Genomic DNA, 24,870 nt, shown 5'->3' on the forward strand with positions numbered 1-24,870 from the left:
TTCCGTTATTCCACTACGTCGAGGTTAAACCCTTGGCTGCTGTTGCGTCGCACAGTGGATGCCGCCGCCGGTCTCGCCGAGCGCGTCGACATTGAGGGCGACAACTTCCCGGTCCGGATAAAGCCGCCGCAAAGTCCTCTGCATTTCGACATCCGTGTCCTGATCGCCAAATTCGGCACATACAACGGCGCCATTCAGAACGTAATAGTTGGCGTAGGACGCAAGAAAATCATCAGATGTCACTCTGATGCGGTCGGGTGAGGGCACTTCAGTGATCTTCAAGTGACGTCCTTCCGCATCCGTCGCCGACTTCAGGATAGCGAGCGTCTTCCTGGCAGAGATAGAAAAGATGTCATTGTCGTCCGGATATGGAACTTGAATGAGAACTTCACCCGGGCGAACAAAGCGTGCGAGGGCGTCGATATGATCATCTGTGATGTCATAACCAGCAACACCTGGTGCCCAGATCATCTTGTCTGCGCCATAGGCCCTGAGCAGCCGATCTTTGATCTCGGCGCGTGAGAGAGTGTTACGGTTTGGATTGACCCAGCAGCTTTCATGGGCAAGCAGGGTGCCATGGCCATCCCATTCCACGCCGCCCGGTTCACCGGTCAAGCCGCTCGGATAAACAGTCAGACCCAAACGCTCTGCGACACGCGGCACAATTTGACCGTCGTTGTCATGGACTTGTTTTCCGCCCCAGCCGTTGAATTTCATTCCCGAGACAACAAGGCCGCCCTGATCGTTGATTGCAAACAGTGGTCCTGCATCCCGGCACCAGAGATCGTCGGTCGGGATATCCCATAACTCGACAGACTGGGAGAGAAGCTTGCGAGCGTTTGCATGGTAATCGGCACCGGCCAGCATGACCACAGGTTCAAACTCGGCAATGGTGTTTGCAATCTCAGCGATGGTTTGCTGCAGGTCTTGCAGAAACCAGCGGTCTGGATGAACAGCGGGATGCACGGGCCACTGCATGAACGTGCGCTCGTGCGGGTCGTCTTCTGCCGGGACGAAGTAGCCGTCGGGCAAGCCGGTCGTTGATGCTTGCGCTGACATCATGAAACTTGCTCCAGAGCTACTTGCCGCCAACATTGCTGTCGCCGCAGAGGCACCTTGCAGAAAACGTCTCCGAGATCGGCCTGTTCTTGTCACCACATGGACCCTTTTGCCCGTTGTAACCAGTCCGCATCATAGGTCGATCCGTCGAAACTGTCCTTTATTTCCTGCATGATTTGTCCAGGGGTCGGGATGTCGCCTTTGGCAATATAGCTCTCCGAATTCCAGAGGTCTGCGCGCATGATGGCGCGGGCACACTGGAAGTAAGCTTCCTCGATCGTGATCTCGATGACGGACCGGGGCTCTTTTCCCTCCATGACAAAAAACGCGAGCTGAGCCGGATCAACTGAGATCACCGCATGTCCATTGATGCGCAAAACATTGTTCCAGCCCGGGATCATGAACATCAGCGAGACGCGCGGGTCACGAATGATATTACGCAGAGAATCAATGCGGTTGTTTCCGCGCCGGTCCGGCATGAGCAAAGTGCGAGGGTCCTTGATTCGAACGACCGGGCCGGCGTCTCCGCGCGGGGAACAATCAAGACCTTCCGGTCCCGCCGTTGAGAGTGTGCAAAAGCAGGATTTCTCGACGATTTGACGGTAGGCGCTGGTCAGGTGATCAGTCACTTTTATGAGCGACGCTTCGCCGACTGGCCCATAGTGTTTTTCAAGCTCATCGATGGTTTTGAGAACGGTCATAAAAAAATCTCTTGTGGTTGGTTTCATGAGAAAAATTTCGGCAGGTGCATTGTTTATGTGCAGGTTTTGGTCCGGTCCAACATGTACGGGCCTGCGCGGGCGAGCCGATCATATATGACTTTTGTCTAATGATCTGGATGGATAGGTGTTTTGTCACATTACGTATAGGTTATTTTGCGGCGCAGCAAGAAAAATTTGGGAATGGCTATGATCCGGAGCATGTCGTTTGTTTGCGCTGCGACATGAGTGAGGTGTCATGAGAAGTATTTAGCCAGCGTTACTTCAAAAGTATTAGGCGCTAGAAAGTAGGGCGCGCCAATAGTCGTATTGCTGACTGAAGCGCATCGTTTCTAAAGTCTTGCCAGCTTGCAGTTTTGACGTGGTGGAGCCGGGCAACCGGACGGGGAACAGGTCTGAGCTGCTTGCCGCTGTACAGCTACTGCAGGCGCGCTCAAGGTGAGCCCGCCATGCCTTTCTGGGAGGAAAGAATGAGCTTAATTCGCAAACCCCTTAATCGCCGTTCGATTCTGCGCGCCGGCGCGCTCGGCGGTACGGCTCTCGCCATGCCGACGGTGTTCACCAGCCGTGCGTGGTCGCAGGGCTACTTGAATGAGCCGACCGGCTCGACAGTTACCCTCGGCTTCAACGTTCCGCAGACCGGACCTTATGCCGAAGAGGGGGCTGACGAACTCCGTGCTTACGAACTTGCTGTTGAACACCTGAACGGTGAAGGCGACGGCGGAATGATGGGCACCTTCTCGTCGAAGGCGCTGAAGGGCAACGGTATTCTCGGCAAGAAGGTCGAGTATGTAACCGGTGACACCCAGACCAAGTCTGATGCTGCCCGTGCATCTGCAAAGTCGATGATCGAAAAAGACGGCGCAATCATGATCACCGGCGGCTCGTCCTCCGGCGTGGCAGTGGCTGTGCAGGCGCTCTGCCAGGAAGCTGGCGTGATCTTCATGGCGGGTCTGACCCACTCCAACGACACCACCGGTAAAGACAAGCGCGCCAACGGCTTCCGTCACTTCTTCAACTCCTACATGTCAGGTGCAGCTCTTGCTCCGGTGTTGAAGAATGCATACGGCGCTGACCGTAAGGCCTACCACCTGACCGCGGACTACAACTGGGGTTACACCACAGAGCAGGCTGTCAAAGAGTCCACCGAGGCTTTGGGTTGGGAAACCGTTGAGACCGTTAAAACCCCGCTTGCCGCAACTGACTTCTCGGCTTACATCACACCGGTTCTGCAGTCCGATGCTGACGTTCTCGTTCTGAACCACTACGGCGGCAACATGGTGAACTCACTCACCAACGCCGTTCAGTTCGGCCTGCGCGACAAAGTCGTGAACGGCAAGAACTTCGAGATCATCGTTCCGCTCTACTCCCGCCTGATGGCGAAGGGTGCTGGTGCGAACGTTAAAGGCATCTTCGGCTCCACCAACTGGCACTGGTCGCTGCAGGACGAAGGCTCCAAGGCTTTCGTGAAGTCCTTCGGTCAGAAATACGGCTTCCCGCCAAGCCAGGCTGCGCACACCTGCTACGTTCAGGCTCTGCTTTATGCGGATGCGTGTGAGCGTGCCGGCACGTTCAACCCATGCGGTGTTGTTGAGGCCCTCGAAGGCTTCGAGTTCGACGGTCTCGGCAACGGCAAGACCTTGTACCGCGCTGAAGATCACCAGTGCTTCAAGGACGTTCTTGTCGTGAAGGGTAAAGAAAACCCGACATCCGACTTCGACCTTCTGGAAATCGTCGAAGTGACACCTGTGGAGCAGGTGACCTATGCACCGGATCACCCGCAGTTTGCCGGTGGTGCACTGGGTACCTGTAACTCAGGCGCTTAATCCTATCTCAAAAAATCCGACAGGGCGGGTCTCTGCCCTGTCGGTGTTTTCCTTGTAATCTAGCGCGGTTGGGGGCTACCGCCACGCGCTGTTGATCCGAGCTGAGAGCGATGGACGCGATACTTCTTCAAATCTTGAACGGTCTGGATAAGGGGTCCGCATATGCGCTGATCGCCCTTGGGCTGACCCTCATTTTCGGCACATTGGGCGTTGTCAACTTCGCCCACGGCGCGTTGTTCATGATCGGGGCCTTTTGCGCGGTCACACTGAACCGTCTGCTGTCCGTGTCGTTCACCACCATCGACGATACCCGGACCGACTTCCTCGGGAACCCGCTGAAGGTTGAAACACCTTATGTGGAAGCCTGGTTTGGCCCCGAGATGGGAGGCGCGATTATTGATTGGTCGGTGCCCCTTGCGATCCTGTTCTCAATTCCGATCATGGCCTTGGTCGGCCTGTTCATGGAACGCGGCCTGATCAAATACTTCTACAAGCGCCCGCATGCGGACCAGATCCTGGTGACCTTCGGCCTGGCGATCGTTCTTCAGGAAATCATCAAGTATTTCTACGGCGCAAATCCGATCCCGACACCGGCTCCGGAAGTCTTCGCTGGCAGCTTTGATTTCGGTGCGATGATCGGAATGGACCCGAATGTCATCATCTATCCGTACTGGCGGATTGTTTACTTCCTGTTCGCCACGGTCATTATCGGCGGGGTCTTCGCCTTCCTCCAGTTCACAACCTTCGGCATGGTTGTTCGAGCGGGTATGGCAGACCGGCAAACGGTCGGATTGCTCGGCATTGATATCGACCGGCGCTTCACCATCATGTTCGCCCTTGCTGCGATTGTGGCAGGCCTTGCAGGCGTGATGTATGCCCCAATCAATTCACCCAACTACCACATGGGGATGGACTTCCTTGTCCTCAGCTTCGTCGTGGTGGTTGTTGGCGGCATGGGCTCGTTGCCCGGGGCCGTCGCTGCTGGCTTCCTGCTCGGGATTCTCGAAAGCTTTGCGTCCATGGCGCAGGTCGTCGCCCTGCTGCCGGGCATCAACCAGATCATCATCTATCTCGTTGCGATTGTGATCCTTCTCACCCGTCCGCGGGGACTGTTGGGCCGCAAGGGCGTAATGGAGAGCTAAATCATGCTTGGACTTAACAAAAAAGACACGTCGCTCTTCATCCTCGTCTTGCTGCTGGTTGTATTTGCGCCGTTCCTTCTGAACCCCTTTCCGGAAAATTCAGAGCTCGCGCAATTCAACGCAGGCTATCCGGACCTGATGCAACGCTTCCTGATTTTCGGGATCTTCGCCATTGGCTTCAACATCCTCTTCGGCCTGACGGGCTACCTCAGCTTCGGTCACGCCGCCTTCCTGGGTGTTGGTTCCTACGCTGGCGTCTGGATGATGAAGCTGCTGACCATGAACGTTCTGCCGGCCATCATTATCTCGGTGATCTTTGCCGGTCTGTTCTCTGTCATCGTCGGATACATCTCGCTGCGGCGTTCAGGCATCTACTTCTCGATCCTGACTCTCGCGTTCGCTCAGATGTCGTTCTCTCTGGCTTATTCGGTCCTCACCCCAATCACGGCCGGTGAAACCGGGCTGCAGCTTGCGCTTGATGATCCGCGTATCCTCGGCGTGAGCCAGGTAGATGGGACCATTCCGCTTGCCCACTTCTTTGGGATCGACATGCGCGACAGTTTTGAATTGGCCGTTGGCGGGTGGTTGTTCACGTTCAATGCGGGATACTACCTCTGCGCTGTCGTGATGATGATCGCTTTCTATATCGCGATCCGGATTTTCCGCTCGCCCTTCGGCATGATGCTGCGCGCGGTGAAGTCCAACCAGCAACGTATGAATTTCACTGGTCTGAACTCTAAGCCCTATACACTTGCTGCCTTCGTCATCTCTGGGATGTATGCCGGTTTGGCTGGTGGTCTTATGGTGGCGATGGATCCGCTTGCAGGTGCGGAGCGCATGCAGTGGACGGCGTCTGGTGAGGTCGTCCTGATGACCATCCTCGGCGGTGCAGGCACCTTGATCGGTCCGGTCCTTGGAGCTGGTTTCATCAAGTATCTGGAAAACATCTTTTCCAAGATCAACGACAACATCCTCTACGAATGGTTCTCCGGTCTTCCGGAAGGCATCGCTGACTTCCTGGTCTTCGTCATCCACCCGTTCATCGGCAAGGGCTGGCACCTGACGCTTGGCATCATGTTCATGCTGATCGTTATCTTCCTGCCTGGTGGCATCATGGAAGGTCTTGAGAGGATCGGGCGGCTGTTCAAGCGCAAGTCGTCCCCCGCGAAAGGCTCTGGTGCCAAACCATCCGCCGCGCCAGCTGAATAAGGTGATTTGATATGGAAATCCTCAAAGTCGAGGGCGTAAACAAGTCGTTTGGCGGACTTCGGGCTCTCAACAACGTTAACTTCAGTGTGGAAGAAGGCACCGTCCATGCGATCATCGGTCCGAACGGAGCCGGTAAGTCGACCTTCCTCAACTGCATGATCGGGCGTCTGGCTCCAGATACCGGAACCGTGATGTTCGGGGACATTTCTCTGACCGGCATGAAACCGCACGAGATCAACCAGGTGGGTGTGTCGCGCGTGTTCCAGACACCGGAAATTTTCGGCGATCTGACCCTGATGGAAAACATTATGATCCCGGCACTTGCCAAGCGGGACGGCGAGTTTGCACTCCACGCGTTTGCGCGGGTGGATCAGGATGCCGAGATTCGCGACAAGGCCATGCATATGCTGGAAGATGTCGGTCTCGCCGAAAAGGGCGACATCACAGCGAGCTCCTTATCCCGTGGTGACAAACGCCGGCTGGAGCTTGCGATGTGCTTGTCACAGGATCCGAAACTTCTGCTTCTGGACGAGCCAACAGCTGGCATGTCCCGGGCAGATACCAACAACACCATCGATCTTTTGAAACGCATCGGTGACCGCGGCATTACCAAGGTGGTCATCGAGCACGACATGCACGTTGTGTTCTCGCTGGCCGAAAAGGTTTCCGTTCTGGCGCAAGGGGCGATCATCGCCGAAGGCAAGCCAGAAGACATCAAGGGAGATCCGAAAGTTCAGGAAGCCTATCTCGGAGGAGCGCACCTGTGACCATTCTTGAAGACCAATTCGCCGGCAAGACGGCGCCGGCTGTTCCGCCAAAGAAAGCCCGCGGTGGTGCTCCGGCCTTCTTTTCTGCCTGGGACCTTCACGGCTACTACGGCGAGAGTTACATCGTGCAGGGCGTCAGCTTCGACGTGCGCGAAGGCGAGATCCTTGCTCTTCTTGGCCGGAACGGTGCTGGTAAGACCTCGACCTTGAGGACGATCGCCCGCATGGACGACCCCGCGCTCACCCACGGGGAAATTTGGCTCGACCACAAGCCGCTGCATGAAATGAAGAGCTTTCAGGCCGCTCAAAACGGGGTCGGCCTGGTGCCAGAGGACCGCTGCATCATTCCAGGCCTCACGGTTCAGGAGAACCTGGAGCTGTCTCAGATCGCAGAGCCCAAGGGCTGGTCGATCGAGCGGATCTATGAGCATTTTCCGCGGCTCGCAGAGCGGCGCAACCAGGAAGGCACCACCATGTCCGGTGGTGAACAGCAAATGCTTGCGGTTGCCCGTATCCTGGCACGGGACATCAAGCTCCTATTGTTGGATGAGCCCTATGAAGGCTTGGCGCCGGTTATCGTCCAGGAAATCGAGCGCATTCTGGAAGGCGTGAAGGATCTCGGCATGACAACCATCATCGTTGAGCAGAACGCCATCGCAGCGCTCCACTTGGCGGACAGGGCGGTGATCCTCGACATGGGTGAGGTTGTTTTTGACGGCACCGCGCAAGAGGTGCTCGACAACGCGGAGCTTCGCCAGGAGTATCTCGCGATTTAAAGCTGCCAGAATACTGGATGATCAAGGGTCGGCGTTTGCGCCGGCCTTTTTTTTGTTCGGTTGTCCGACCAGCAGCGCCGCTTATAGTGGGCGCAATATTTGATTGATTCTTCGGGCTGGGGCGGCGGGATGTCCATATTACGATCAGAACTTCCGAGCCTCGTCGGGTTCCTTGCCTTTGCCGCCTTCAAGCTGCTTGGCGATGGTCTGAAACCAGCCGCAGTTGGCACGTTTGGCAGCCTGATCCTGCTCGTGCTGATCTTTGTCGTTGTCATGTGGTGCGCCTTCTCCGTCGTGCGCCATGCCGAAGGCTTGGCGACACTGTTCGGCGAACCATACGGGACCTTGATCCTGACACTGGCTGTGATCGGCATTGAAGTGGCTCTGATCGTTGCGATTATGCTGTCCGGCGATGCGGTTCCGACCATGGCGCGGGATACAATGTTCTCAGTCGTGATGATCGTCCTGAACGGTTTGGTTGGGCTTTGTCTGTTGCTGGGCGGCCTAAAGCATCGCAACCAGACCTATAATCTTCAAGGCGCGAACGCGTTTTTGTCCGTGCTTGTGCCGCTCGCAATTTTTGCGCTTGTATTGCCGCGCATCACGCATTCCGCTCCAGGTGGTGAACTGTCGCCGCTTCAAGTCGGTTTTGAGATCGTGATGTCAGTAATTCTCTATGGTGTTTTCCTGGCCATACAGACCGTGACCCACAGCGACATCTTCCGCCAACCGGATAGTGCCGGTCATGATGAACATCATGGTGTGGTTGTCCGGACCGTTCCGTTTCATGTGATTGGGCTTTTCGGCGCGCTTTTGCCGATCATACTCCTGTCAAAGAGTTTGGCACTTTACGTTGACTTCGGAATTGCCGCCGTCGGCGCGCCGATTGCTTTCAGTGGTTTCATTGTCGCTGCACTTGTCTTGATGCCGGAGGGAATGAGTGCGGTGCAGGCCGCGCGGGACAACATGCTTCAGCGGGCCGTCAATATCTGTCTCGGCTCGGCAGTGGCAACGATTGGTTTGACTGTGCCCGCTGTCTTGATTGTCGGATGGTGGACCGGCTTGCGGGTTGAACTTGGCCTGGAAACGACCGAGATTATCATGTTGGTGCTGACCCTGTTTGTGAGCCTTTTAACCTTCGGCAGCCGCACGACGAACTACCTGCAAGGTGCTGTCCATCTTGCCTTGTTCGCAGCCTATATCATGCTGATCTTCGATCTTTCGTGAAACGCGGACCAACTGGCTGCTGACTTCAGTCAAGTGGTGGTTGGACTGCCGCCGCAAATATGATTTCCTGCAAGCAGTTTCTGTTTCCAATCCCCTTGATTCCGGTTGCCTATGCTGCTCCTTTCTGAAGACCAAACCCGTCACGCACTGCCATTTCCTGCTCTGATCGACGCTCTGGAAGAGATTTTCCGTTCCGGATGTGTGATGCCGACCCGTCACCACCATGACATGGAAATGTCGGGAGAACCGGACGCGACCATGCTCTTGATGCCGGCGTGGGTGCCAGGTGAATACGCCGGGGTAAAGGTGGTCAACGTCATGCCGGGGAACTCTGCGCGGGGATTGCCGGCAGTGGCGGCGCAGTATCTTCTGTCTTCCGCCAAGACCGGCGAAATGCTGGCTTTGATTGACGGGGGCGAATTGACTGCCCGGCGGACGGCGGCGGCATCTGCGCTCGCAGCCAAATATCTTGCGCGGGAAGACGCAAGTCATTTGCTGATTGTCGGCACGGGCCGTCTTGCCCCAAATCTCGTGGCCGCGCATATGGCGGCTCGGCCGATCAAGCAGGTGACAATCTGGGGCCGTTCGAAGGAAAAGGCCGCTGAACTTGCCCGCCATGTTGGCGCGACCTATCCGGTTTCTGTGACCGTCGTCGGTCATCTGGAGGATGTTCTCGGCAAGGCGGATATCATTAGCGCTGCGACACTTTCCAACGAACCGCTGATCAAGGGCGCCCTCGTTAAACCGGGCGCTCATGTCGATTTGGTGGGCGCGTTCAAGCCCTCCATGCGGGAAAGCGATGACGGCCTGGTCCAACGCGCGGACCTCTATGTCGATACAAGAGATGGCTGCCTTGTGGAAGGCGGTGACGTGGTCCAGCCCCTGAAGGCCGGTGTGATTACACCGGAGGCCATCAAGGCCGACCTTTATGACCTTTGCCGAGGTACCCAACCAGGACGACAGTCTGATGATGCGGTGACCTTCTTCAAATCGGTGGGAGCGGCATTGGAAGACCTTGCGGGCGCCATGCTCGCCTATGAAACGGCGCGAAAATAGATTTATCCAAGTTCAAAAGTGGTGATGCCAAATTTCTGATCGAGCGGCAGGTCGGGAGCCGGGCCTTTGTACATTCGGAACGTTTCGAACTCCGGTGACAACTCGTATTTCTCGGCGAGCAAGAGGGCAGCCGCATTCGGTTCCGGGATGTCCAGAATGATGGCCTGGCCTTTCACTTGACCGGCGAGGGCGCGGAACAAGGTGTCTGCAATCTCTGGAGTGTCTGCGAACAGAGGCCCGATCTTGAACCCTTCCAGACATTGACGCAGCACTCCATACCCTTGAACTTCGCCGTTTTCCACAAAGGCAAAACCTCGTCGGGTTTGGGCTGTGGGGGCGGTCCAAAGTTTCAGAAAGTCTGCTCTTTCATCCGGGAAAAACTTCCGGTCGTAGTCAAGAACGGACGGAAACAGGCCCTGGCCAATTGGTGTGAGCCGGGAGTCCATGGGGGTGTCGCACATGGCAATGCCCGCGTAGCGCACGTTCCGGTAGACAGGTTTGAACCCATGCTTTGCGTAGCGCGGCGTCTGTTCTTTCACCGCATCCAGACCAATGGTTCGACCATGAAGATAGGTCATCGCGTGATCCCAGACCAATTGTCCATGTCCCTTGGAGCGGTGATCCGGGTGCGTGATGAACAGGCCGATGAAGCCGAAACCATCACCGTAACGAACACCGGAGATGACTGTGACAAGTTCCCCATCGATTTCGCCGGCGAAAAAACCGGTACGATCTGCCTCCAAAAACGCCAAGCCATCTTCATGACCCGGGTTCCAACCTTCGCCCGCGGCCCAGTCGATGGCGGTCTGGATATCCTCGGCGTTCAAGTTTCTTATGTTCAATTGGACCGCCATGGTGCCTCCGAAGCGTGCGCGAATTGTTGGACTGACAGGACCATAAAATGAGTCGATCAGGGCTTAAAATAGGCATTGAGTCGGTAACTGCCGCGAAAAGACAGAAATCCCGGCGCAATTTTACCAAGTAATTTCCTGATGTTGCAGCCGGTCCGGTGTTTTTGTGACCAAGACCACATGTCTGGCGCCGTCCGGTGCTATAATCCATTCAAACAAACGGCTGCGATCCTGCGCCGTATTGTGCGTGATTTTTCAGGAGACCGTCATGAAGACCGCGTTTGGCTTCTTCTCACTCTATCCGAAATCCATGGCTGCTGGTTTGGCCGCGGCCGGTGTTGTGGCAAGTGCCGGCGTTGGTTTTGCCGAGCCCTTGGCCCTCGTTTTGGACAAGTCAAAGGCTGTTGCTTTTCCAGCATTCAGCGAACTCTCAGCCGGAGATGTTGTCGAACTTGGCAATTCCGGACACATTGATCTCCTCGACTACAGCGCGTGCCGTGAGGTGCGGATAACCGCTGGCCGTGTGGTCTTCACGTCCGCCGGATACGAAGTCGATGGTGGAGAGGAAAAGGAACTGCGGGCCGGTAACTGTCTGCAGGCAGACAGCGGAACGGATCCGGACACTGCCGACAAGGGCCTGACCGTCACACTTCGCAGCATCAAGGCGGCCAATAAAACAGCAGCCTCGCTGATGCTCCGTTTCGACGACCAGCTGAAGACTGAATATGACAGTGTGTTCGTGTCCTTTGAAGGCGGTGAACCGAAGCGGTTCGAACTCGGTGAGAATGTCTTGACCGATATGCCGGTCCGCGATGAGGAGACTGACAAAATCGACGTGCAGCTCTTCTTGCAGAGCAGCACGGCCGACGGTGAAGTTGTCATGCGGGAGTTCACGATCGATCCGGCGACTGTTGGACGGAAGACGGCTGTCGTAGTTGTAAAATGACAGCGGGGCGTCCGTTTTCAGTCCATTTACTTGGCCGCAAACGGCTGACTGCTGTAATCGCGTTTCTGGCACTTGCTGCCGGAACGGCCCTTGGTCTTGGCGCCCAAAACGCCATTTGGGAAGGCTGGTTTGTCGATCGGCTTTTTCAGTCCAAGTCTCTGTTATCTCAGAAAGAAAAGAACCAGCGCGCACCGGTGGCCGTTGTCGGGCTTGACCAGGTGTCTTTGAATTCCGACCGGCTGGCGACTGTCCCTCGTGTTTTCATGAGCCCTGTATTGGCAACGGCAGGGCAGGCGGTTCTGGACGCTGGTGCGGCAGGCGTCGGCTATGATTTCGTATTTGCCTTTAGCGCCGATTCTTTTGCTGACCCCAACACCGGCGAGGAGCGCCTGCGCGGCTTTGACCGGCCGTTCCTCAGGTTTCTCTATCAAAACCGCGGTAAGGTCTTTGTGTCGCGCACAAGTACAGGTGTGCCCCACAGGGCTATTTCCGCCGCTGCCGGCACGTCCGGCGTCCGCTTTGCCGAAGTTACGCCCGATACGGATGGCGTCGTCCGCCGACACATGCCAGAGCTTCCGCTCATCGACTCTCCCTTGTTGATTGATGCCTTGTTGGCGAGCGCGGACGCCTCCATCTCGACAAGTTACACGATGATCCCGGAACATCGGCTTGCGTCATCGATACCCTACCTGTCCTTGATTGATTTGCTGGCGCTGACCGAATCAGAAGCGGGCAGGGAGGAAATCAAAGCGTTTTCTGAAGGGCGGGTGATCCTGTTCGGCAGCACCATGCCAAATGAGGACGAACATCTATATTCTGACCGGTTTTTGCCCCAAATGTCCGCCGAGATTGCTGAAACGGGTGAGAGTGGCCGTCCTGGGGTCCGGCATGCGACTGCCGGTGTATTTGTTTTGGCCGACATGGTCGGGGCGGCTTTGTCAGGCCGCATTGCCCTGGACCCGCCAGCTGGCACTTTGGCACTGCTGGCCTTTGTCTTTGCGGTCGCTGGAACTGTGGCGGGCCTGCTTCTTCCCCTGTCGATTTTGCCTGTGGTCGCCGTTGGTGGCATCTCGGTTGCGTTCGGCATCAGTTTTTTTGGTTTGCAATCTGGCTACCTGATTGCGCCGGGCGTTGCGCCTGTAGCTGTGATCGCGGCGATGATTGTGGCCGCGATTGGCAAGGTCGGTGTTTTGCAACGGCGTCAACGATCCCTGGTCAACCTGTTCGGTCACTATCTGTCCGAGGATGTGATCAAGCAAATGGCGGATTCCGAGGAACTTCCAGCCCTTGGGGGGGAAACGCGTCACGTCGTCGTGGCGTTCCTCGACATCGTCGGCTTTACAAAAATGTCGGAAAAACTGCCCGATCACGAGGTGGTTCGGGTGGTCAACACCTGTTTTGACATGATCGGGCAGGTCATTACCAAGCATGGCGGTTACATCGACAAATACATCGGCGATGCCATCATGGCTGTCTGGAATGCACCGAATACGGTCGAAAACTCCGAACAAGCAGCTGTCGACGCCTCTCGTGAGATCATTGCCCTGCTGGATGAGATCCGAAAAGAGACAGGCCAAGGCAGCCTTGATCTCCGCATTGCCTTAAATGCCGGTCCTGTGCTTGTCGGAGACATTGGCGGAGAACACCGCCGCTCCTTTACTGTTATGGGCACCACCGTCAACACGGCCAGCCGGATCGAAAGCGTTGCGAAGGACAGGAAAGTTCGGCTGGCGTTCAGCGACCCGGTCGCCAGCAATCTGCAAGACGGATATCCGGTCAAAAACATCTGGAGCGGCAGATTGCGTGGCCTCAGCCACGACACTCAAGTTTTCACTGTCGATGATCCTGCGGTGTTCATAGAGAGCGATGTAAGCGCGAGTTTGACCGGTAATGAAAGCAAACAACCCGCCAACTTGGTCAAGTTTTCCAGCTAGAATTTCAAGAGTCGATGTTTTCCTTTGGATCGGCCATTTTTGTTTCTATCCGTCAGCCGGAAATTGAAGTTTTGCCGGTCCGGTGCTGCAAAGGCCTCTCAACAAAATCAATGCGAACCCAGCGCTTGAGACAGCGGCGAACTCAGTCTTTTCGGTGTATTGAGTTTCAGTGGTGCCAATGCATCCTCCGGATGCGGGAGCCGCCGGCCCCAGCAAAAAGGCCGGTCTGGGACCGGCCTTTCATTTCGTGTATCGCACTTGGCGGCGAGCAATAGGTCCGCCGCGAAAGGTCAGTACCGGCTGCCGATTGCTCCGCCAATGATGCCGCCTACAACGCCGCCCATGAACGCTGCACCCGCGGTGTTGCCACCGTTGTTGTTGTTTTGCTGTCGCGTGTTCTGGTTGCGGTTGGTCGCTGTGTTGGTGCGCGTGGTGCTGCTGCGGGTTTTATTAGCTGCAGCCGCCGCCGCCCGCTTGCGGTTCACCTCGGCAACATAGGCTGCGTATTGAGCCTCGGTCTGAGACGTCAGCAGCACGTATTGCGCAGCGGTGAAGTAGCCACTCGGGACCAAACCGTTCTGGGTCTGCCAAGCCGTGATACCAGCGCGGGTTTTCGGCCCAAACGCGCCATCGGGACGACCGACATTGTTGCCGGAAAGGTTCAGCCGTGTCTGGACTTCACGGCGTGCCGTGCGGTTCCAGCCGATAGATGCTTCGGTATCTGCAGTGCCTGCAACAGATTTTTGCGGGTCTGGGAGATTGGTCGCAGTCGTAGCCACACCAGTCTCTGTTGCGTTGTCAGTTGCTGTCGAGTTCCGGGACGCAACCTGCGTTCCAGACTGAAGGCGCTTTATGGCATTCCGTGCGAAGTTCTTGAAGGTCCCATCCGGATAGGAAGAAAGATAAGCTTCATAATCGGCGATTGTGTCGCTTTCTTTCACGGTGTTCCAAACCAGCTTTTCCCGCTCCCAGGCTATCGTGGATTGGGTTGCTGCGGCAGAGGCTGCCGGAGCAGTCGCCTGCGGCACTGATTTGGCGGTGTCACCAAGGCTCGCAACTTGCTGAGAACCAACATCAGCTTGTTTGTTCAGGAATACCTCTCCAATCAGGGAGGCGTTCACCCACGGGCGCTGCCGCTTTTCTGTTGCATCGTAAACGTCACCGGTGACCCGTGTCATGACGGTTTGAATGGACGCGTTCGGGGTGTCGATGTGACGGATAAGAGCCGATGTAAACGGCGAATTGCTGCCCTCACCATCGAGAGCTACATCGCCCGGGCTGGTTGAAAATGCAATTACAGAGCCTTCACCACCGGTCTCCTGGACTTTGATCTCGGCAAGACCAGTGCCGACACTGCCAGACCGGCTCGGCCCCATGCGGCGGGCCAGGGTGCGGGCCAGCGGGTTGTCACGGCAGGCATCAAGGAAGACCATCTGTACTTTCACGTCTTTCGACATCTGGCGCATGATGAAGTCGACCGAGATTGTCTCAAAATCAATCGAGGTCTCGTCTTCTATTCTAGCGTCAACCGGGATTAGAAGGTTTTGGCCGGCGATCTGCATGCCGTGGCCTGCATAAAAGAGGATCGCAATGTCTGCCCCGTAGGCCTTCTTTGCGAACTCCATAACCGTCCGGCGCATGTCCGAATAGGTCTGGTCCATGCCGGACACAACGTCGAAACCGAGGCCGCGGAGTTTTCCGGCCATTACTTCGGCATCATTGGCCGGGTTTGGCAGTGCGACTGTATGTTCATAGGCGCCATTGCCGATTACAAGCGCAACGCGTTTCGCCAACGCAGGTGATGTGCCTGCCAATGCAATTACAAGCACGGCGATCAAGTGTTTGAACATCTCCATGTCCTTTCATCGATCTGGTGTCGCCGGTCGGTTGGTCCGATCTTGTTCAGATATTTGTTCGTTTCTGAACTCATAATACCTGCAGACGCGCTTTTAGATTGTAATGTTTGTCACAAGAGGCCGGAAAAGACATCTTGCTGTCAGACAATGAAATGAGTCCAGCAATTCCGCCAATTTCGTATGCCCCAAATCGGCCACGATTATAGACGGTGCCAAGCAAATTGGCCACGATTAAGTCTGCGCTTGGAAACCGCAGATCCGGTCACATTGAAATTGTTGGGAAAGAAATGGCACGCCCAACGGGACTCGAACCCGTGTTTCCGCCGTGAAAGGGCGGCGTCCTAGACCGCTAGACGATGGGCGCGCGGTCGACGCGGTTGCGTCGTGGGGAGGCTTATAGGCGGGAAATGATTGGCCCGCAAGTGCCTTTTGGAGAAAATTTCACAGGCCCGGAAACTCGGGCCTGTGCTTGTTGAAAACCGGCGATCCGCCGGAAATCATTTGTCTGAGCTCGGCGGGGATACCCTTAGCCGGATCACCACTCGCCGGTGTTGCCCATAGACGCCCAGGGTTCCTTGATTTCAAGGGCCTGACCTTTTTGCAGAAGCTCGAAAGAGATGTTGTCTGGGGAGCGAACAAAAGCCATGCGGCCGTCGCGCGGCGGGCGATTGATGGTCACACCTTTATTTTGCAAGGCTTCACAGAACTCATAGATGTTGTCGACTTCATACGCGAGGTGACCGAAGTTGCGACCGCCGGTGTATTCTTCCGGGTCCCAGTTATAGGTGAGTTCCAGAACCGGACGGGCATTTTCCTTCGCGCTGTCAACGTCATCAGAGCTTGCCAAGAACACAAGAGTGAACCGGCCCTGTTCGCTTTCATAGCGGCGGGTTTCGGTCATGCCCATTTTGTTGCAGTAAAAGTCGAGCGATTCTTCCAAATTGGAAACACGAACCATGGTGTGCAAATAACGCATGTCTTACCCTCTTTAGCAGCGTTTTAAATTTGATGGAGCAACGGACCGGCTCATGAAGATCATCACCGAACTGGCCGAAGCGCAGGAATTTGTGTCGTCTTTCGCCGAAATGCCCACGGGATCGATCGTGGCTTTGACGGGCGCGGGTATCTCAACTGATTCCGGCATCCCGGATTTCCGGTCACCCGGTGGTATTTGGTCTCAACGTGCTCCTGTTCAATATCAGGATTTTCTGGCTTTTGAAGAGAGCCGTCTTGAAGACTGGGGCCGGCGGTTCGAAATGCAGTCGTTTTTCTCGGACGCAGAACCGAATGCAGCGCATCTTGCACTGAGCAGTCTTGATGCAAATGGACAGTTGTCCACCTTGATCACGCAGAATGTCGACGGATTGCATCAGCGATCGGGAGTTTCAGCGGGCAAACTGATCGAGCTGCACGGCAACTCCACCTTTGCCACTTGTCTGGAATGTGGCCGTGAGGCCGCCCTGGATGATCAAAAAACCGCAGTCGAGGCTGGGACCAGTCCGCGCTGCACGGCGTGTGGTGGGCTTTTGAAAGCAGCGGTGATCAGTTTCGGTCAGGCCATGCCGGAAAAGGAAATGGATAGGGCGGTGGACGCATGCCAGTCCTGTGATGTGTTTCTCGTGCTCGGGTCTTCCCTGTTGGTGCACCCGGCTGCGCAATTGCCCGTTATCGCAGCCCGCAGCGGTGCAGATCTGGTGATTCTCAACCGGGAAGAAACGCCGATCGATTCGATCGCGAAAGCTATCTTGCGAACTCCACTCGCGGCGACTTTCGCAAATTTTCCTATGAAATCGGCGTAAATCGCTGAAATCGTCTGTGGTTAGTCTGTTAATTTTTCTTTCCGGCGAAATGTGCGGTGTTATCCTTTTGTTAGGAATCAGCTGTCGGGTGCGTGGTTATCGGGCCCATAGCTGGTAGATGTGCACCAGAGACGGGACATTTGATTATGGGGGTTAAAGCCGCACGGGATCCCCGCGCACTCGAAGACCTGACGGAAGATGTTGCCGTTGATGTATTCGAGGTTGCCGGAACGATTAAATGGTTCGACGTCGGTAAGGGCTACGGCTTTATCGTGCCGGACAGTGGCGAGACAGACATTCTGCTTCACGTGACCTGCCTCAGGCGGGACGGCTTCCAGACCGCTTACGAAGGTGCACGTGTCGTGTGCGAGGTTTTGGACCGGCCGCGCGGTCTTCAGGCGTTTCGTATTCTTTCCATGGATGAGAGTACGGCCGTTCACCCTTCTCAATTGCCGCCTTCGCGGACCCACGTACAAGTCGTCCCGGAGACCGGCTTCGAGACCGCGACCGTCAAGTGGTTCAATCGTGTGAAGGGCTTCGGCTTCCTGACACAAGGTGAGGGGACCGAAGACATCTTTATCCATATGGAGACGCTTCGACGGTATGGCATTACCGAACTTCGGCCAGGCCAAGAAGTGCTTGTGCGCTTCGGGACCGGTCCGAAGGGACGTATGGCCGCCGAGATTCGACCGGTCGGAAGCGGAACCCACATTCCAGCGTCTCATTGAACCGGGATACATCACAGTTTACGGCCGGACATGTTCCGGCCGTTTTTAATGGTGTATCTGGGTAGGACCTGTCGCAACCGGAGTTCTCATGAACGCGTACCAATTGTCCCGATCCGTTGCCCTGGCATTATGTGTAGGCTTTGCCATCCTTTTGAGCGCCGTCAGCAACGGGTCGTTTGCCGGGAACAGTCAAACACCGCCAACCGAGCCGCTGACCGTCTTTTCCGGCGCGAACGAACATCGGTTCACGGTGGAAGTGGCTTCAACGGATACGCAGCGGGCGAAGGGGCTGATGTTCCGCGAAGAAATGGCAGCCGAACATGGCATGCTGTTCATATTTGACGGCGAATTCGAGCGCCATTTCTGGATGAAAAACACACCGCTGCCGCTCGATATCATTTTCATTTCCTCTCAAGGGACGATCGTCAGCATTGCAGCCGACACCACGCCGTATTCGGAAAAAGTCATCCCGTCCGGTGCGCCGGCAAAATTCGTTCTTGAGCTCAATGCGGGAACTGCGGCCAAGCTTGGCATCAAACCGGGAGACGAAGTTGTTGCCGGCTCGATGGGGCTGAACGACACCTGATGAAGCCTGTGTCTTTGGAAGTGCATCACAGCTCTGAAATTGACTGTCCACAAGCATGAGCTCAGGGCGTGACTTTCGCTACTTGACGAACGAAGCAAACGCGGATACACCGCCCGAACCAGCCGTCGGGGTATAGCGCAGCCTGGTAGCGCATCTGGTTTGGGACCAGAGGGTCGCAAGTTCGAATCTTGCTGCCCCGACCACTTCCTCTTTCCATAAAAACTATTATGACGGCTAACCAGCAAGCGCTTTGTTTGTCTGGATATTGGTTTGATCAAAGCTGTGTTTCTGAGGAAATCGGGGAAGTTGTGTTGTTTTCCTTGTGCATCCCTCAGAGGTGTCTCAACTTTGTCTGGGGACCGGGAGAGAAGCGGCGGGACCGCTTTGCCCGAGGCAGGCAGGGCGAGATGATCAACGATCAAAAACACCAAACGACCTTGGAGGTGGCCGCGGCGATCGCCGTTGTAAAGGCGCTAATTTCAGACGGCGGGCTGACTGTTAGGGAAAGCAGCGATTTTGGCCTATTCGAGAAGACCATCCGGAAGACTGAAGACAAGTATCTGATGGAGGACTTTTCGCCCCGGTTTTTCGATCTCCATGGGTCAACCGCCTTTTGGATCGGCGCGTATGACAATCGAGGAAATGTCGTTTCCGTTCAGGCCGCGAAGGTTGAGGATCTCCAGGACCGGAGCCTTGCAGAACACTGGCAGCAACAGCAGCGGCGGATATTTGTCGATCCGAATCCGCAAGCGCGTTTCGGCAACGAACATGCCCACGATGCGTATTTCCTCCGGGGGAAGATTGTTTATCACGGCAATTTGTGGCTGCGCCGGGATGTCCGCGGCAAAGGGCTTGCTGAGCCCTTGACCCAACTTGGCTTTCTTGTGGCCCTGTTGAAATGGTCGCCTGACTATCTCTATGGATTGATGGCGGCGACTGCCGCTGAAAAAGGGTTTGGCATCCGGGTCGGGTATCGGCGGTTCGTGCCCCGTGGCACTCATTGGGAGATGCCGCCCGGCCACATCCGCCCGGATGATTGGCTGGTGTATTCCACCCGCAGCGACCTTATTGGCCTCGCACGGACGATAGCGGCTACAGGCGGCGCTGCAGATCCTGAATAACGCCGAAGTAGGCGCAAATCTGATAACTTGCCGCTGGTGCCGGTCTGATCCCGACGATCAGCCGTTCGAACGCGATTTCGTATGTCTCGCCGTCAAGTGAGATCAGGGTGCGTGCGTAACCGTAATAGGGCTGAAGATTGAGCGCCGCCTTATAGGCGTCAGCTGAAGCTTTTTCCAATTCCGGATCAGGTGTGCGCAATCCGGTTGCCGGACCGCTCGAGGCTTGCGGGTTGGCCCACTGATCGCCGAACAGCAGCCGTTGACTGGATTCTCGTCCAACATAGAAAATCGGAGGCGGTTCCATGTCTGAAACCTTGTCGGAACACAGGCTTAAATAATTGATGTAAGGTTTGAGCGAGCTGGGTGTGGCCTGGTGCGACGCCGATTGAATTGCTTCGTAGAATTCAGACAGTTTCGGGTCTGCAAGGCCTTGTTCTATAACCTTGGTCCCAAGCTCTGTGAATTGAGATGCCGGACGTGTCAGCACAGTATTATGGTACCCTTTTCGTTTCGCCTTACCGATTGAACGCAGTGAGCAACAAGGACATGACGTTCAAGAATTCTTCCTGTTTCTCAAGCGGGAGGTCGGCAACGTCTTCAACGGCGTAGTCGAGTGTTAAGATCATGGTCCACATCTCGCTGAGGTTTGCAGCGTCAATATCAGCGCGCAATCCAACTGGGTCCAGGCGAGTTGTTTCAGGCAGATCAAAAGAAATCTGATCATCGCTCTTAAAACCAAAAAGGTTCTGAAAGTGATGTTGCATGACTGGCCTTCCTGTTATTGGGTGAGCGGATCAGCCTTTCGGGTCCCGGACACCATTTTTTGCCGGTGTTCTTATTTGCCAAACAATTCGGGTGGCAGAACTTAACGGCAGAATGCACTCGTAACTTTCTCATTCTAGGCAGATAGATAGCATAGGTTGTGTTTTTGTGCCATAATGCAACGCAACTGATTGTCCAATTTCTTTCACATCGTTAACTCAGCATTGCATGCGAAGCGTCGTTTCTGTTTGGGATCTTTTTTCCCGGCAATCCGGTCATGGCCGTAACATGAGTTCGCTAGAGGTGCGCTGTAAATTAGCGCGCGAAATCAGCGCAGTTAGACGGCAGATATTGACTTCCGGACCAAAGGAGGGAACAAGCTCATTAAAGATCTGCCACACGTCAAACTGAGCACAGGATAAGACCTATGGTCGCGCGCATTTACCAGCCGGCAAAAACGGCGACGCAGTCCGGCAAGGCCAAAACGCAAAAATGGGTTCTGGATTTTGAACCGGAGGTGGCCAAGTCCGTCGAACCTTTGATGGGTTACACGTCGTCTTCGGATATGAAGCAGCAAGTGCGCATGGTGTTCGAAAGCCAGGAAGACGCCGTCGCTTATGCAAAGCGCCAGGGCATCCCATATCGTGTAGAGAAATCGCAGGCACGTGTGGTACGAGGTGCTGCCTACGCTGATAATTTCAAATTCGACCGCGTCGCGCCCTGGACGCACTAAGCCGGTAGTGATGTCCTTGTCGTCAAACAAAAATGATTGTTGAAATGATTGTTTTGATGTCGACAGGATTGGCGGCTTTGCCGCACAAAGGGCTCAGCAATCTCGAGCTCACGGCCCCGTAGCTCAGCTGGATAGAGCACTCGCCTTCTAAGCGAATGGTCGCAGGTTCGAATCCTGCCGGGGTCGCCACAATTTCTGCTAGTGCAATTATTAAAAGCTATGAAACTGTTGGACCGGCTATCACGGTTTACAATTTCAGTTTTAGTAGTGCCAGGAAGCGGTCATCTTCAGTTGCGAAAAATCGCACACTTATGACCTTCGAACGCAGATCGATCCAGTCTTCTACTTTATTGAGCCCCTTTTGATAGCACTTAGTTTTTGAACGAAAAAAGACCGGGATCCCGTGTCCCGGTCAGTCTTTGGAGCGTTGCACTGAAGCTGGACATGCCGCGATCCAGTGAGGACCAGAACCGCTGCCGCCAAGATGCAATGGGGCCAGTGTTTCAGGTGCCCGTGCTGGTTTGATTGACCATCAAGGGGGTTACCTTGGACTTCAGAATACTGTCGAGGTCTTCACTGCCGTCTTCAAGGGATTGAAGCGCCATATCGAGGAAATATGAGCAAAAGGTCCGACCGTCTTTGTCAGCTTCCTTTTGCGTATAACGGATCATACGCTTGATGGCCTCTACGGGAGGTTCCTGATCAAGTTTTGGATCTGTTTTAACGTTAGACTGAGACATAATACCACCCACCAGTGTTGCTGTCTTTTGGAGGATTCCTGCACTCTGGAAGCCTTTCAAGATCGCCATGTTGTTCTTGAAGCGTGAAACGAGCGTGATAAAGTCTTCGTGTATTTCACGCAGCGTTGCATTCTGGGTTGTGTGGCCGCTGTCAAAAATGACGTGAGTGAAGGAAGTCTTACGGTGAGGATCCCAGTTCCACACTTTGCGGGTCTCGGGCGACCGATGCTGAAGGGGGCAGACGGCGATCCTGTCGCGACCAAAACCCGCAAGGCACTTGCTATCCTCGGTTATGTCAGCCGTATCAGTGACTTGAGCGCATCCCGCGAGGCCGTGGCCGATCTTCTTTGGAGCAGTGCGACCGGACACAGAGGCATGCAATCGCTTCGCCAAGCCTTAAAACAGTTGAAAACGGCAGAAGAAATTGCCGGGCTCGATGTGGTCAAAACCCAAGGCGGGCATATTCAAATTTTTGCGGGAAGCTTGCCTACTGATCTGGCGTACCTTCTGGACCTGCTGAACACCTCCGATTCACCGGATTTCAACACCGCAATTGCTTTATGGCGCGGCGATTATCTGACTGGTTTTGAGGATATCGATCCTGTCTTTACGGATTGGCTGTTGATTGAACGTCAGCGCATCCGGGACGAGGTGATGGATGCCACGCTGAAACACCTTTCTGGCGCAGTTGTCGCTGCTGCCACCCCCGGGGCGGAAGCTGCCGCCCACTTCCTTCTGCATATGGATCCCGCCTTTGAGCCGGCCCACCGCGCGCTGATCCAGATCTATCTGCACCGCGGCCAACGGGAGCGGGCGGAACAGCAATTGCGGGCCTGTGAGCGCGAGCTGAAAGAGTTGGACGGTGTGCCGGAACAGGAAACCCGGGATTTGTTGTCGGTAACTGCGCGCTCAGGCCCGTCAAATGCGCAATTTGTGGTGAGCAGGCCGCAGAACCCAGAATTCTGGCAAGATCCGGATGGAAGTGATGTCACGGTCGTGGATCACGGGTCGGACAATGTTATTCATTTCCCCAAGGTTTCGATTGTTTCGTCCGAGTTGGCCCGCACTGCGCCCAACGATGGAATTTACTTGCGCGAGGAGATTGTCAGCGGTCTTTCCGCATATAGGTCCTTTGATCTCTTTCAATCAGATTACTTCGGCGATGCTGAAGGACCTCCGCCCGTGCTGGTTCAGGGCGACGATGGAGGAAATTTTCTACTTCGTTTTCAACATAATGATCGTTCCGGCAGAGTATTGATCCAGTTTGAGGACCGTGCCGAAGGACGGATTGTGTTCAGCGAAGTCGTCGACTTGCAAGAGTGGGATGGTATTGAGAATGCGGCCAGTCACACAATAGGTCGCATCTACAGTCACGTGACAAACAAGCTTCGGAATCCGAAAAACAGTTCTGCGTTTGCGCGGTGGTGCCAGGCGGAAGCCTTGATGGTGGAGTTTGATCCGAAATCTGACCGGAAGGCATTGCAAATCCTGGAGGAGATTTCCAAACGCCATAGCACGTTCTCAATGTCGTACTCCGGAAAGGCCTTGGTGAACATTAAACAGCTATTGCACTACCGGGTTGAGGATCGCGACAGTGTCCTGTCGTGGGATGAGATTATGTCACTGTGCGAACATGCCGTGAAACTGGACCCGTGGCAGCCGATTAACCTGAGAACTCATGGGTGGGCGCTTATCCAATCAGGCTTGGCCGATGAGGCCCGCCGGTCATTTATGCAAGCCATTCGTTTGAACAGCGTCGATCCAATCAATCTGATTTCAGCTGCTGAAGGCTTGGCATTTGCTGGTGAAGTTGAGCTTGCCTCGGAGCAAAGCGGAAAAGGCGATGAACCTGTTCACAACCGTGCCGCGGGTCTTCTACGAGTATTACTCTCTGGTTTTTTTCGCATCCGAAGATTTCGAAACGGCCGCTAAAATAATCGAGCGCGCGTCCTACAAGAGCATTGTTGGGCTGACAACGCGGGTCGCTGCACTTGTATGTGCAGGGAAAGACGCCGAAGCCCTGGATCTTTTGAGCCGGCATAGCGAAAGCTTGGCCACGGTAATCGATCAGGCTGGGCTGGGTACGGGCGACCCCGATGAGTGGGGGCGACGTATCAACTTCTTCCAAGACCCCAAAACACGCGCCTCATATGACCGCGGTGTTCAGTTGGTCAAGAGATACTTCTTTGGCGACAGGGCTGCGATCTAGTTGATCAGGAAAACTGACGGGCTAGTGGGACAAGGTAACAGGGATCTGCCTGATCGATCTTCTTCTGATTCAGGCGATAGGGGAGCACTGTCGTCTTTGCCTGTGTGGCGTCAACAACCGCGAAATCCATCAATTGCATTGCATGCTCCGGCAAACCAATTTTCCGTAGTTCATCCTTTGGATTCTGGATAAGCTTTCGACGCTTTTCCTTATCCATCCGAGCGTGAGCGAGCAGCTGACCGAGTGCAACAACGTTGCTACGGTAATGAGGAAACCTGGCCATCGGGCAAAACCTTGTGGGTGCGGTTGAAGATTGCGACCGGAGTTGGTGGCCTCCGGTCGCAGGTGCAAGAAAGATCGGTCGTCGATCAGTCCGGCATTTCTTCATAATGACAGCTCGCCAACGCCAGGCGGCCAAGCTCTTCGAAATAAGTTTCATCACCTGCTGCAACGCGGGCTTCATTAATCTTTGCCGGGATGACCAGATGCACCTTGTCCGCGGTGTCGGCATAGATTTTAACATCTGTTGCGAGGCCGAGCTCCGACAGTGTGGCTTCCGGGTGTTCCGCAAACTTGGCGCGTTCTGTTGAGTTCTGGATGATTTCACCAAGTTTCGAACCAATGGCCAGTTCGCGATTGGTAGTTGAAAGAGTGTGCATGCTAAGCCTCCAGTTTATTCGGTTGTATGTTTTTCAATTTTGTCGGCGGCAAAAGTAATAATAGCCCCGAAACTGGAAAGTAATCACGTTGTATCGGTACTGTAAGTAACAATATATTCTGACTACTTGATCCTGCACAAAAACAATGCATCAATATTTTTGTAA

Annotated in this window: 26 protein-coding genes and 3 tRNA genes; 18 read left to right on the top strand and 11 right to left on the bottom strand. The window is 55.1% G+C overall.

Annotation, left to right across the window (positions count from 1 at the left end):
• Window positions 1–24 precede the first annotated feature (24 nt).
• Window positions 25–1,158 (bottom strand): agmatine deiminase family protein, encoded by a 1,134-nt coding sequence (locus tag ACVDG4_RS02350; protein WP_447233887.1) that lies wholly within the window; start codon window positions 1,156–1,158, stop codon window positions 25–27.
• A complete protein-coding gene (locus tag ACVDG4_RS02355) occupies window positions 1,152–1,760 on the bottom strand; it encodes a pyridoxamine 5'-phosphate oxidase family protein (protein WP_447233888.1) in 609 nt (202 codons plus the stop codon). The genes ACVDG4_RS02350 and ACVDG4_RS02355 overlap by 7 nt, the downstream gene beginning before the upstream one ends.
• A 488-nt stretch (window positions 1,761–2,248) precedes the next feature.
• On the opposite strand from ACVDG4_RS02355, the gene ACVDG4_RS02360 reads away from it, so the two are divergent.
• From ACVDG4_RS02360 to lhpI, 7 genes are all read left to right on the top strand, one after another.
• On the top strand, window positions 2,249–3,604 hold the full coding sequence (locus tag ACVDG4_RS02360; RefSeq protein WP_133947123.1) for a substrate-binding protein: 1,356 nt from the start codon (window positions 2,249–2,251) through the stop codon (window positions 3,602–3,604).
• A gap of 110 nt (window positions 3,605–3,714) precedes the next feature.
• A complete protein-coding gene (locus ACVDG4_RS02365; RefSeq protein WP_133947124.1) occupies window positions 3,715–4,746 on the top strand; it encodes a branched-chain amino acid ABC transporter permease in 1,032 nt (343 codons plus the stop codon).
• A 3-nt stretch (window positions 4,747–4,749) separates the two neighbouring features.
• Window positions 4,750–5,955, top strand: a complete 1,206-nt coding sequence (locus ACVDG4_RS02370) for a branched-chain amino acid ABC transporter permease (RefSeq protein ID WP_209175175.1) — start codon at window positions 4,750–4,752, stop codon at window positions 5,953–5,955.
• A gap of 11 nt (window positions 5,956–5,966) precedes the next feature.
• Window positions 5,967–6,722 (top strand): ABC transporter ATP-binding protein, encoded by a 756-nt coding sequence (locus ACVDG4_RS02375; RefSeq protein WP_133947126.1) that lies wholly within the window; start codon window positions 5,967–5,969, stop codon window positions 6,720–6,722.
• Entirely contained in the window at window positions 6,719–7,498 is a 780-nt protein-coding gene (locus ACVDG4_RS02380; protein ID WP_133947127.1) for an ABC transporter ATP-binding protein, read from the top strand. The genes ACVDG4_RS02375 and ACVDG4_RS02380 overlap by 4 nt, the downstream gene beginning before the upstream one ends.
• Before the next feature lie 129 nt (window positions 7,499–7,627).
• On the top strand, window positions 7,628–8,725 hold the full coding sequence (locus tag ACVDG4_RS02385; RefSeq protein ID WP_447233889.1) for a calcium:cation antiporter: 1,098 nt from the start codon (window positions 7,628–7,630) through the stop codon (window positions 8,723–8,725).
• A 111-nt stretch (window positions 8,726–8,836) separates the two neighbouring features.
• Window positions 8,837–9,781 carry a bifunctional Delta(1)-pyrroline-2-carboxylate/Delta(1)-piperideine-2-carboxylate reductase gene (gene lhpI / locus ACVDG4_RS02390; protein WP_447233890.1) on the top strand — a complete coding sequence of 315 codons (945 nt, stop codon included), beginning with the start codon at window positions 8,837–8,839 and terminating at the stop codon, window positions 9,779–9,781.
• A gap of 2 nt (window positions 9,782–9,783) precedes the next feature.
• On the opposite strand, the gene ACVDG4_RS02395 is transcribed toward lhpI, so the two are convergent.
• Window positions 9,784–10,635, bottom strand: a complete 852-nt coding sequence (locus ACVDG4_RS02395) for a GNAT family N-acetyltransferase (protein ID WP_447233891.1) — start codon at window positions 10,633–10,635, stop codon at window positions 9,784–9,786.
• 265 nt (window positions 10,636–10,900) lie between these two features.
• Here ACVDG4_RS02395 and ACVDG4_RS02400 point away from each other — a divergent pair, with 265 nt between their 5' ends.
• Both ACVDG4_RS02400 and ACVDG4_RS02405 read left to right on the top strand, forming a co-directional pair.
• A complete protein-coding gene (locus ACVDG4_RS02400; protein ID WP_447233892.1) occupies window positions 10,901–11,578 on the top strand; it encodes a hypothetical protein in 678 nt (225 codons plus the stop codon).
• A complete protein-coding gene (locus ACVDG4_RS02405) occupies window positions 11,575–13,512 on the top strand; it encodes an adenylate/guanylate cyclase domain-containing protein (RefSeq protein ID WP_447233893.1) in 1,938 nt (645 codons plus the stop codon). The genes ACVDG4_RS02400 and ACVDG4_RS02405 overlap by 4 nt, the downstream gene beginning before the upstream one ends.
• A gap of 290 nt (window positions 13,513–13,802) precedes the next feature.
• Here the strand turns inward: ACVDG4_RS02405 and ACVDG4_RS02410 are convergent, their stop codons facing one another.
• The 3 genes from ACVDG4_RS02410 to ACVDG4_RS02420 form a co-directional block, all read right to left on the bottom strand.
• The gene (locus ACVDG4_RS02410) at window positions 13,803–15,362 is read right to left on the bottom strand and encodes a caspase family protein (RefSeq protein WP_447233894.1); all 1,560 of its coding nucleotides are present in this window, start codon (window positions 15,360–15,362) and stop codon (window positions 13,803–13,805) included.
• Between the two features lie 294 nt (window positions 15,363–15,656).
• Window positions 15,657–15,732 (bottom strand) — tRNA-Glu (locus tag ACVDG4_RS02415).
• A 171-nt stretch (window positions 15,733–15,903) separates the two neighbouring features.
• Window positions 15,904–16,344 carry a VOC family protein gene (locus tag ACVDG4_RS02420; RefSeq protein ID WP_447233895.1) on the bottom strand — a complete coding sequence of 147 codons (441 nt, stop codon included), beginning with the start codon at window positions 16,342–16,344 and terminating at the stop codon, window positions 15,904–15,906.
• A 52-nt stretch (window positions 16,345–16,396) separates the two neighbouring features.
• Here ACVDG4_RS02420 and ACVDG4_RS02425 point away from each other — a divergent pair, with 52 nt between their 5' ends.
• From ACVDG4_RS02425 to ACVDG4_RS02445, 5 genes are all read left to right on the top strand, one after another.
• Complete coding sequence (locus ACVDG4_RS02425; RefSeq protein ID WP_447233896.1) at window positions 16,397–17,167, top strand: SIR2 family NAD-dependent protein deacylase; 771 nt, start codon at window positions 16,397–16,399, stop codon at window positions 17,165–17,167.
• Window positions 17,168–17,313: 146 nt separating this feature from the next.
• Entirely contained in the window at window positions 17,314–17,895 is a 582-nt protein-coding gene (locus ACVDG4_RS02430) for a cold-shock protein (protein WP_008195514.1), read from the top strand.
• 88 nt (window positions 17,896–17,983) lie between these two features.
• Window positions 17,984–18,481 carry a DUF192 domain-containing protein gene (locus ACVDG4_RS02435; protein WP_447233897.1) on the top strand — a complete coding sequence of 166 codons (498 nt, stop codon included), beginning with the start codon at window positions 17,984–17,986 and terminating at the stop codon, window positions 18,479–18,481.
• 126 nt (window positions 18,482–18,607) lie between these two features.
• Window positions 18,608–18,684 (top strand) — tRNA-Pro (locus tag ACVDG4_RS02440).
• A gap of 204 nt (window positions 18,685–18,888) precedes the next feature.
• Window positions 18,889–19,602 carry a hypothetical protein gene (locus ACVDG4_RS02445; protein ID WP_447233898.1) on the top strand — a complete coding sequence of 238 codons (714 nt, stop codon included), beginning with the start codon at window positions 18,889–18,891 and terminating at the stop codon, window positions 19,600–19,602.
• Here the strand turns inward: ACVDG4_RS02445 and ACVDG4_RS02450 are convergent.
• Entirely contained in the window at window positions 19,574–20,089 is a 516-nt protein-coding gene (locus ACVDG4_RS02450) for a hypothetical protein (RefSeq protein WP_447233899.1), read from the bottom strand. The two genes, ACVDG4_RS02445 and ACVDG4_RS02450, sit on opposite strands and share 29 nt — an antisense overlap.
• 28 nt (window positions 20,090–20,117) lie before the next feature.
• Entirely contained in the window at window positions 20,118–20,366 is a 249-nt protein-coding gene (locus ACVDG4_RS02455; RefSeq protein WP_447233900.1) for a hypothetical protein, read from the bottom strand.
• A gap of 425 nt (window positions 20,367–20,791) precedes the next feature.
• Between ACVDG4_RS02455 and ACVDG4_RS02460 the strand changes: the two genes are divergently transcribed.
• Together ACVDG4_RS02460 and ACVDG4_RS02465 are read left to right on the top strand one after the other, a co-directional pair.
• Window positions 20,792–21,097, top strand: coding sequence for an ETC complex I subunit (locus tag ACVDG4_RS02460; RefSeq protein ID WP_133947138.1), 306 nt, complete (start codon window positions 20,792–20,794; stop codon window positions 21,095–21,097).
• A 112-nt stretch (window positions 21,098–21,209) separates the two neighbouring features.
• Window positions 21,210–21,286: transfer RNA gene (locus ACVDG4_RS02465), tRNA-Arg, on the top strand.
• Between the two features lie 314 nt (window positions 21,287–21,600).
• On the opposite strand, the gene ACVDG4_RS02470 is transcribed toward ACVDG4_RS02465, so the two are convergent.
• Window positions 21,601–22,041 carry a hypothetical protein gene (locus tag ACVDG4_RS02470; RefSeq protein ID WP_447233901.1) on the bottom strand — a complete coding sequence of 147 codons (441 nt, stop codon included), beginning with the start codon at window positions 22,039–22,041 and terminating at the stop codon, window positions 21,601–21,603.
• A gap of 21 nt (window positions 22,042–22,062) precedes the next feature.
• Between ACVDG4_RS02470 and ACVDG4_RS02475 the strand changes: the two genes are divergently transcribed.
• Together ACVDG4_RS02475 and ACVDG4_RS02480 are read left to right on the top strand one after the other, a co-directional pair.
• A complete protein-coding gene (locus tag ACVDG4_RS02475) occupies window positions 22,063–23,769 on the top strand; it encodes a BTAD domain-containing putative transcriptional regulator (protein WP_447233902.1) in 1,707 nt (568 codons plus the stop codon).
• Window positions 23,681–24,046 (top strand): hypothetical protein, encoded by a 366-nt coding sequence (locus tag ACVDG4_RS02480; RefSeq protein ID WP_447233903.1) that lies wholly within the window; start codon window positions 23,681–23,683, stop codon window positions 24,044–24,046. The genes ACVDG4_RS02475 and ACVDG4_RS02480 overlap by 89 nt, the downstream gene beginning before the upstream one ends.
• A gap of 4 nt (window positions 24,047–24,050) precedes the next feature.
• On the opposite strand, the gene ACVDG4_RS02485 is transcribed toward ACVDG4_RS02480, so the two are convergent.
• Both ACVDG4_RS02485 and ACVDG4_RS02490 read right to left on the bottom strand, forming a co-directional pair.
• Entirely contained in the window at window positions 24,051–24,185 is a 135-nt protein-coding gene (locus ACVDG4_RS02485; protein ID WP_447233904.1) for a hypothetical protein, read from the bottom strand.
• 229 nt (window positions 24,186–24,414) lie between these two features.
• Window positions 24,415–24,705 carry a hypothetical protein gene (locus tag ACVDG4_RS02490; RefSeq protein ID WP_447233905.1) on the bottom strand — a complete coding sequence of 97 codons (291 nt, stop codon included), beginning with the start codon at window positions 24,703–24,705 and terminating at the stop codon, window positions 24,415–24,417.
• Window positions 24,706–24,870: the final 165 nt, after the last annotated feature.

The organism is Roseibium sp. MB-4 (genome assembly GCF_053005265.1).

Bases quoted from the DNA above. Each gene is read 5' to 3' on its own strand.
- ACVDG4_RS02365 (WP_133947124.1), top strand. From the start codon at position 3,715: ATGGACGCGATACTTCTTCAAATCTTGAACGGTCTGGATAAGGGGTCC.
- ACVDG4_RS02480 (WP_447233903.1), top strand. From the start codon at position 23,681: ATGAACCTGTTCACAACCGTGCCGCGGGTCTTCTACGAGTATTACTCT.
- ACVDG4_RS02475 (WP_447233902.1), top strand. From the start codon at position 22,063: ATGCTGAAGGGGGCAGACGGCGATCCTGTCGCGACCAAAACCCGCAAG.
- ACVDG4_RS02485 (WP_447233904.1), bottom strand. From the start codon at position 24,185: ATGCAATTGATGGATTTCGCGGTTGTTGACGCCACACAGGCAAAGACG.
- ACVDG4_RS02370 (WP_209175175.1), top strand. From the start codon at position 4,750: ATGCTTGGACTTAACAAAAAAGACACGTCGCTCTTCATCCTCGTCTTG.
- ACVDG4_RS02360 (WP_133947123.1), top strand. From the start codon at position 2,249: ATGAGCTTAATTCGCAAACCCCTTAATCGCCGTTCGATTCTGCGCGCC.
- ACVDG4_RS02405 (WP_447233893.1), top strand. From the start codon at position 11,575: ATGACAGCGGGGCGTCCGTTTTCAGTCCATTTACTTGGCCGCAAACGG.
- ACVDG4_RS02410 (WP_447233894.1), bottom strand. From the start codon at position 15,362: ATGTTCAAACACTTGATCGCCGTGCTTGTAATTGCATTGGCAGGCACA.
- ACVDG4_RS02435 (WP_447233897.1), top strand. From the start codon at position 17,984: ATGAACGCGTACCAATTGTCCCGATCCGTTGCCCTGGCATTATGTGTA.
- ACVDG4_RS02425 (WP_447233896.1), top strand. From the start codon at position 16,397: ATGAAGATCATCACCGAACTGGCCGAAGCGCAGGAATTTGTGTCGTCT.
- ACVDG4_RS02420 (WP_447233895.1), bottom strand. From the start codon at position 16,344: ATGCGTTATTTGCACACCATGGTTCGTGTTTCCAATTTGGAAGAATCG.
- ACVDG4_RS02455 (WP_447233900.1), bottom strand. From the start codon at position 20,366: ATGCAACATCACTTTCAGAACCTTTTTGGTTTTAAGAGCGATGATCAG.
- ACVDG4_RS02355 (WP_447233888.1), bottom strand. From the start codon at position 1,760: ATGACCGTTCTCAAAACCATCGATGAGCTTGAAAAACACTATGGGCCA.
- ACVDG4_RS02395 (WP_447233891.1), bottom strand. From the start codon at position 10,635: ATGGCGGTCCAATTGAACATAAGAAACTTGAACGCCGAGGATATCCAG.
- ACVDG4_RS02385 (WP_447233889.1), top strand. From the start codon at position 7,628: ATGTCCATATTACGATCAGAACTTCCGAGCCTCGTCGGGTTCCTTGCC.
- ACVDG4_RS02430 (WP_008195514.1), top strand. From the start codon at position 17,314: ATGGGGGTTAAAGCCGCACGGGATCCCCGCGCACTCGAAGACCTGACG.
- ACVDG4_RS02375 (WP_133947126.1), top strand. From the start codon at position 5,967: ATGGAAATCCTCAAAGTCGAGGGCGTAAACAAGTCGTTTGGCGGACTT.
- ACVDG4_RS02460 (WP_133947138.1), top strand. From the start codon at position 20,792: ATGGTCGCGCGCATTTACCAGCCGGCAAAAACGGCGACGCAGTCCGGC.
- ACVDG4_RS02490 (WP_447233905.1), bottom strand. From the start codon at position 24,705: ATGCACACTCTTTCAACTACCAATCGCGAACTGGCCATTGGTTCGAAA.
- ACVDG4_RS02400 (WP_447233892.1), top strand. From the start codon at position 10,901: ATGAAGACCGCGTTTGGCTTCTTCTCACTCTATCCGAAATCCATGGCT.
- lhpI (WP_447233890.1), top strand. From the start codon at position 8,837: ATGCTGCTCCTTTCTGAAGACCAAACCCGTCACGCACTGCCATTTCCT.
- ACVDG4_RS02445 (WP_447233898.1), top strand. From the start codon at position 18,889: ATGATCAACGATCAAAAACACCAAACGACCTTGGAGGTGGCCGCGGCG.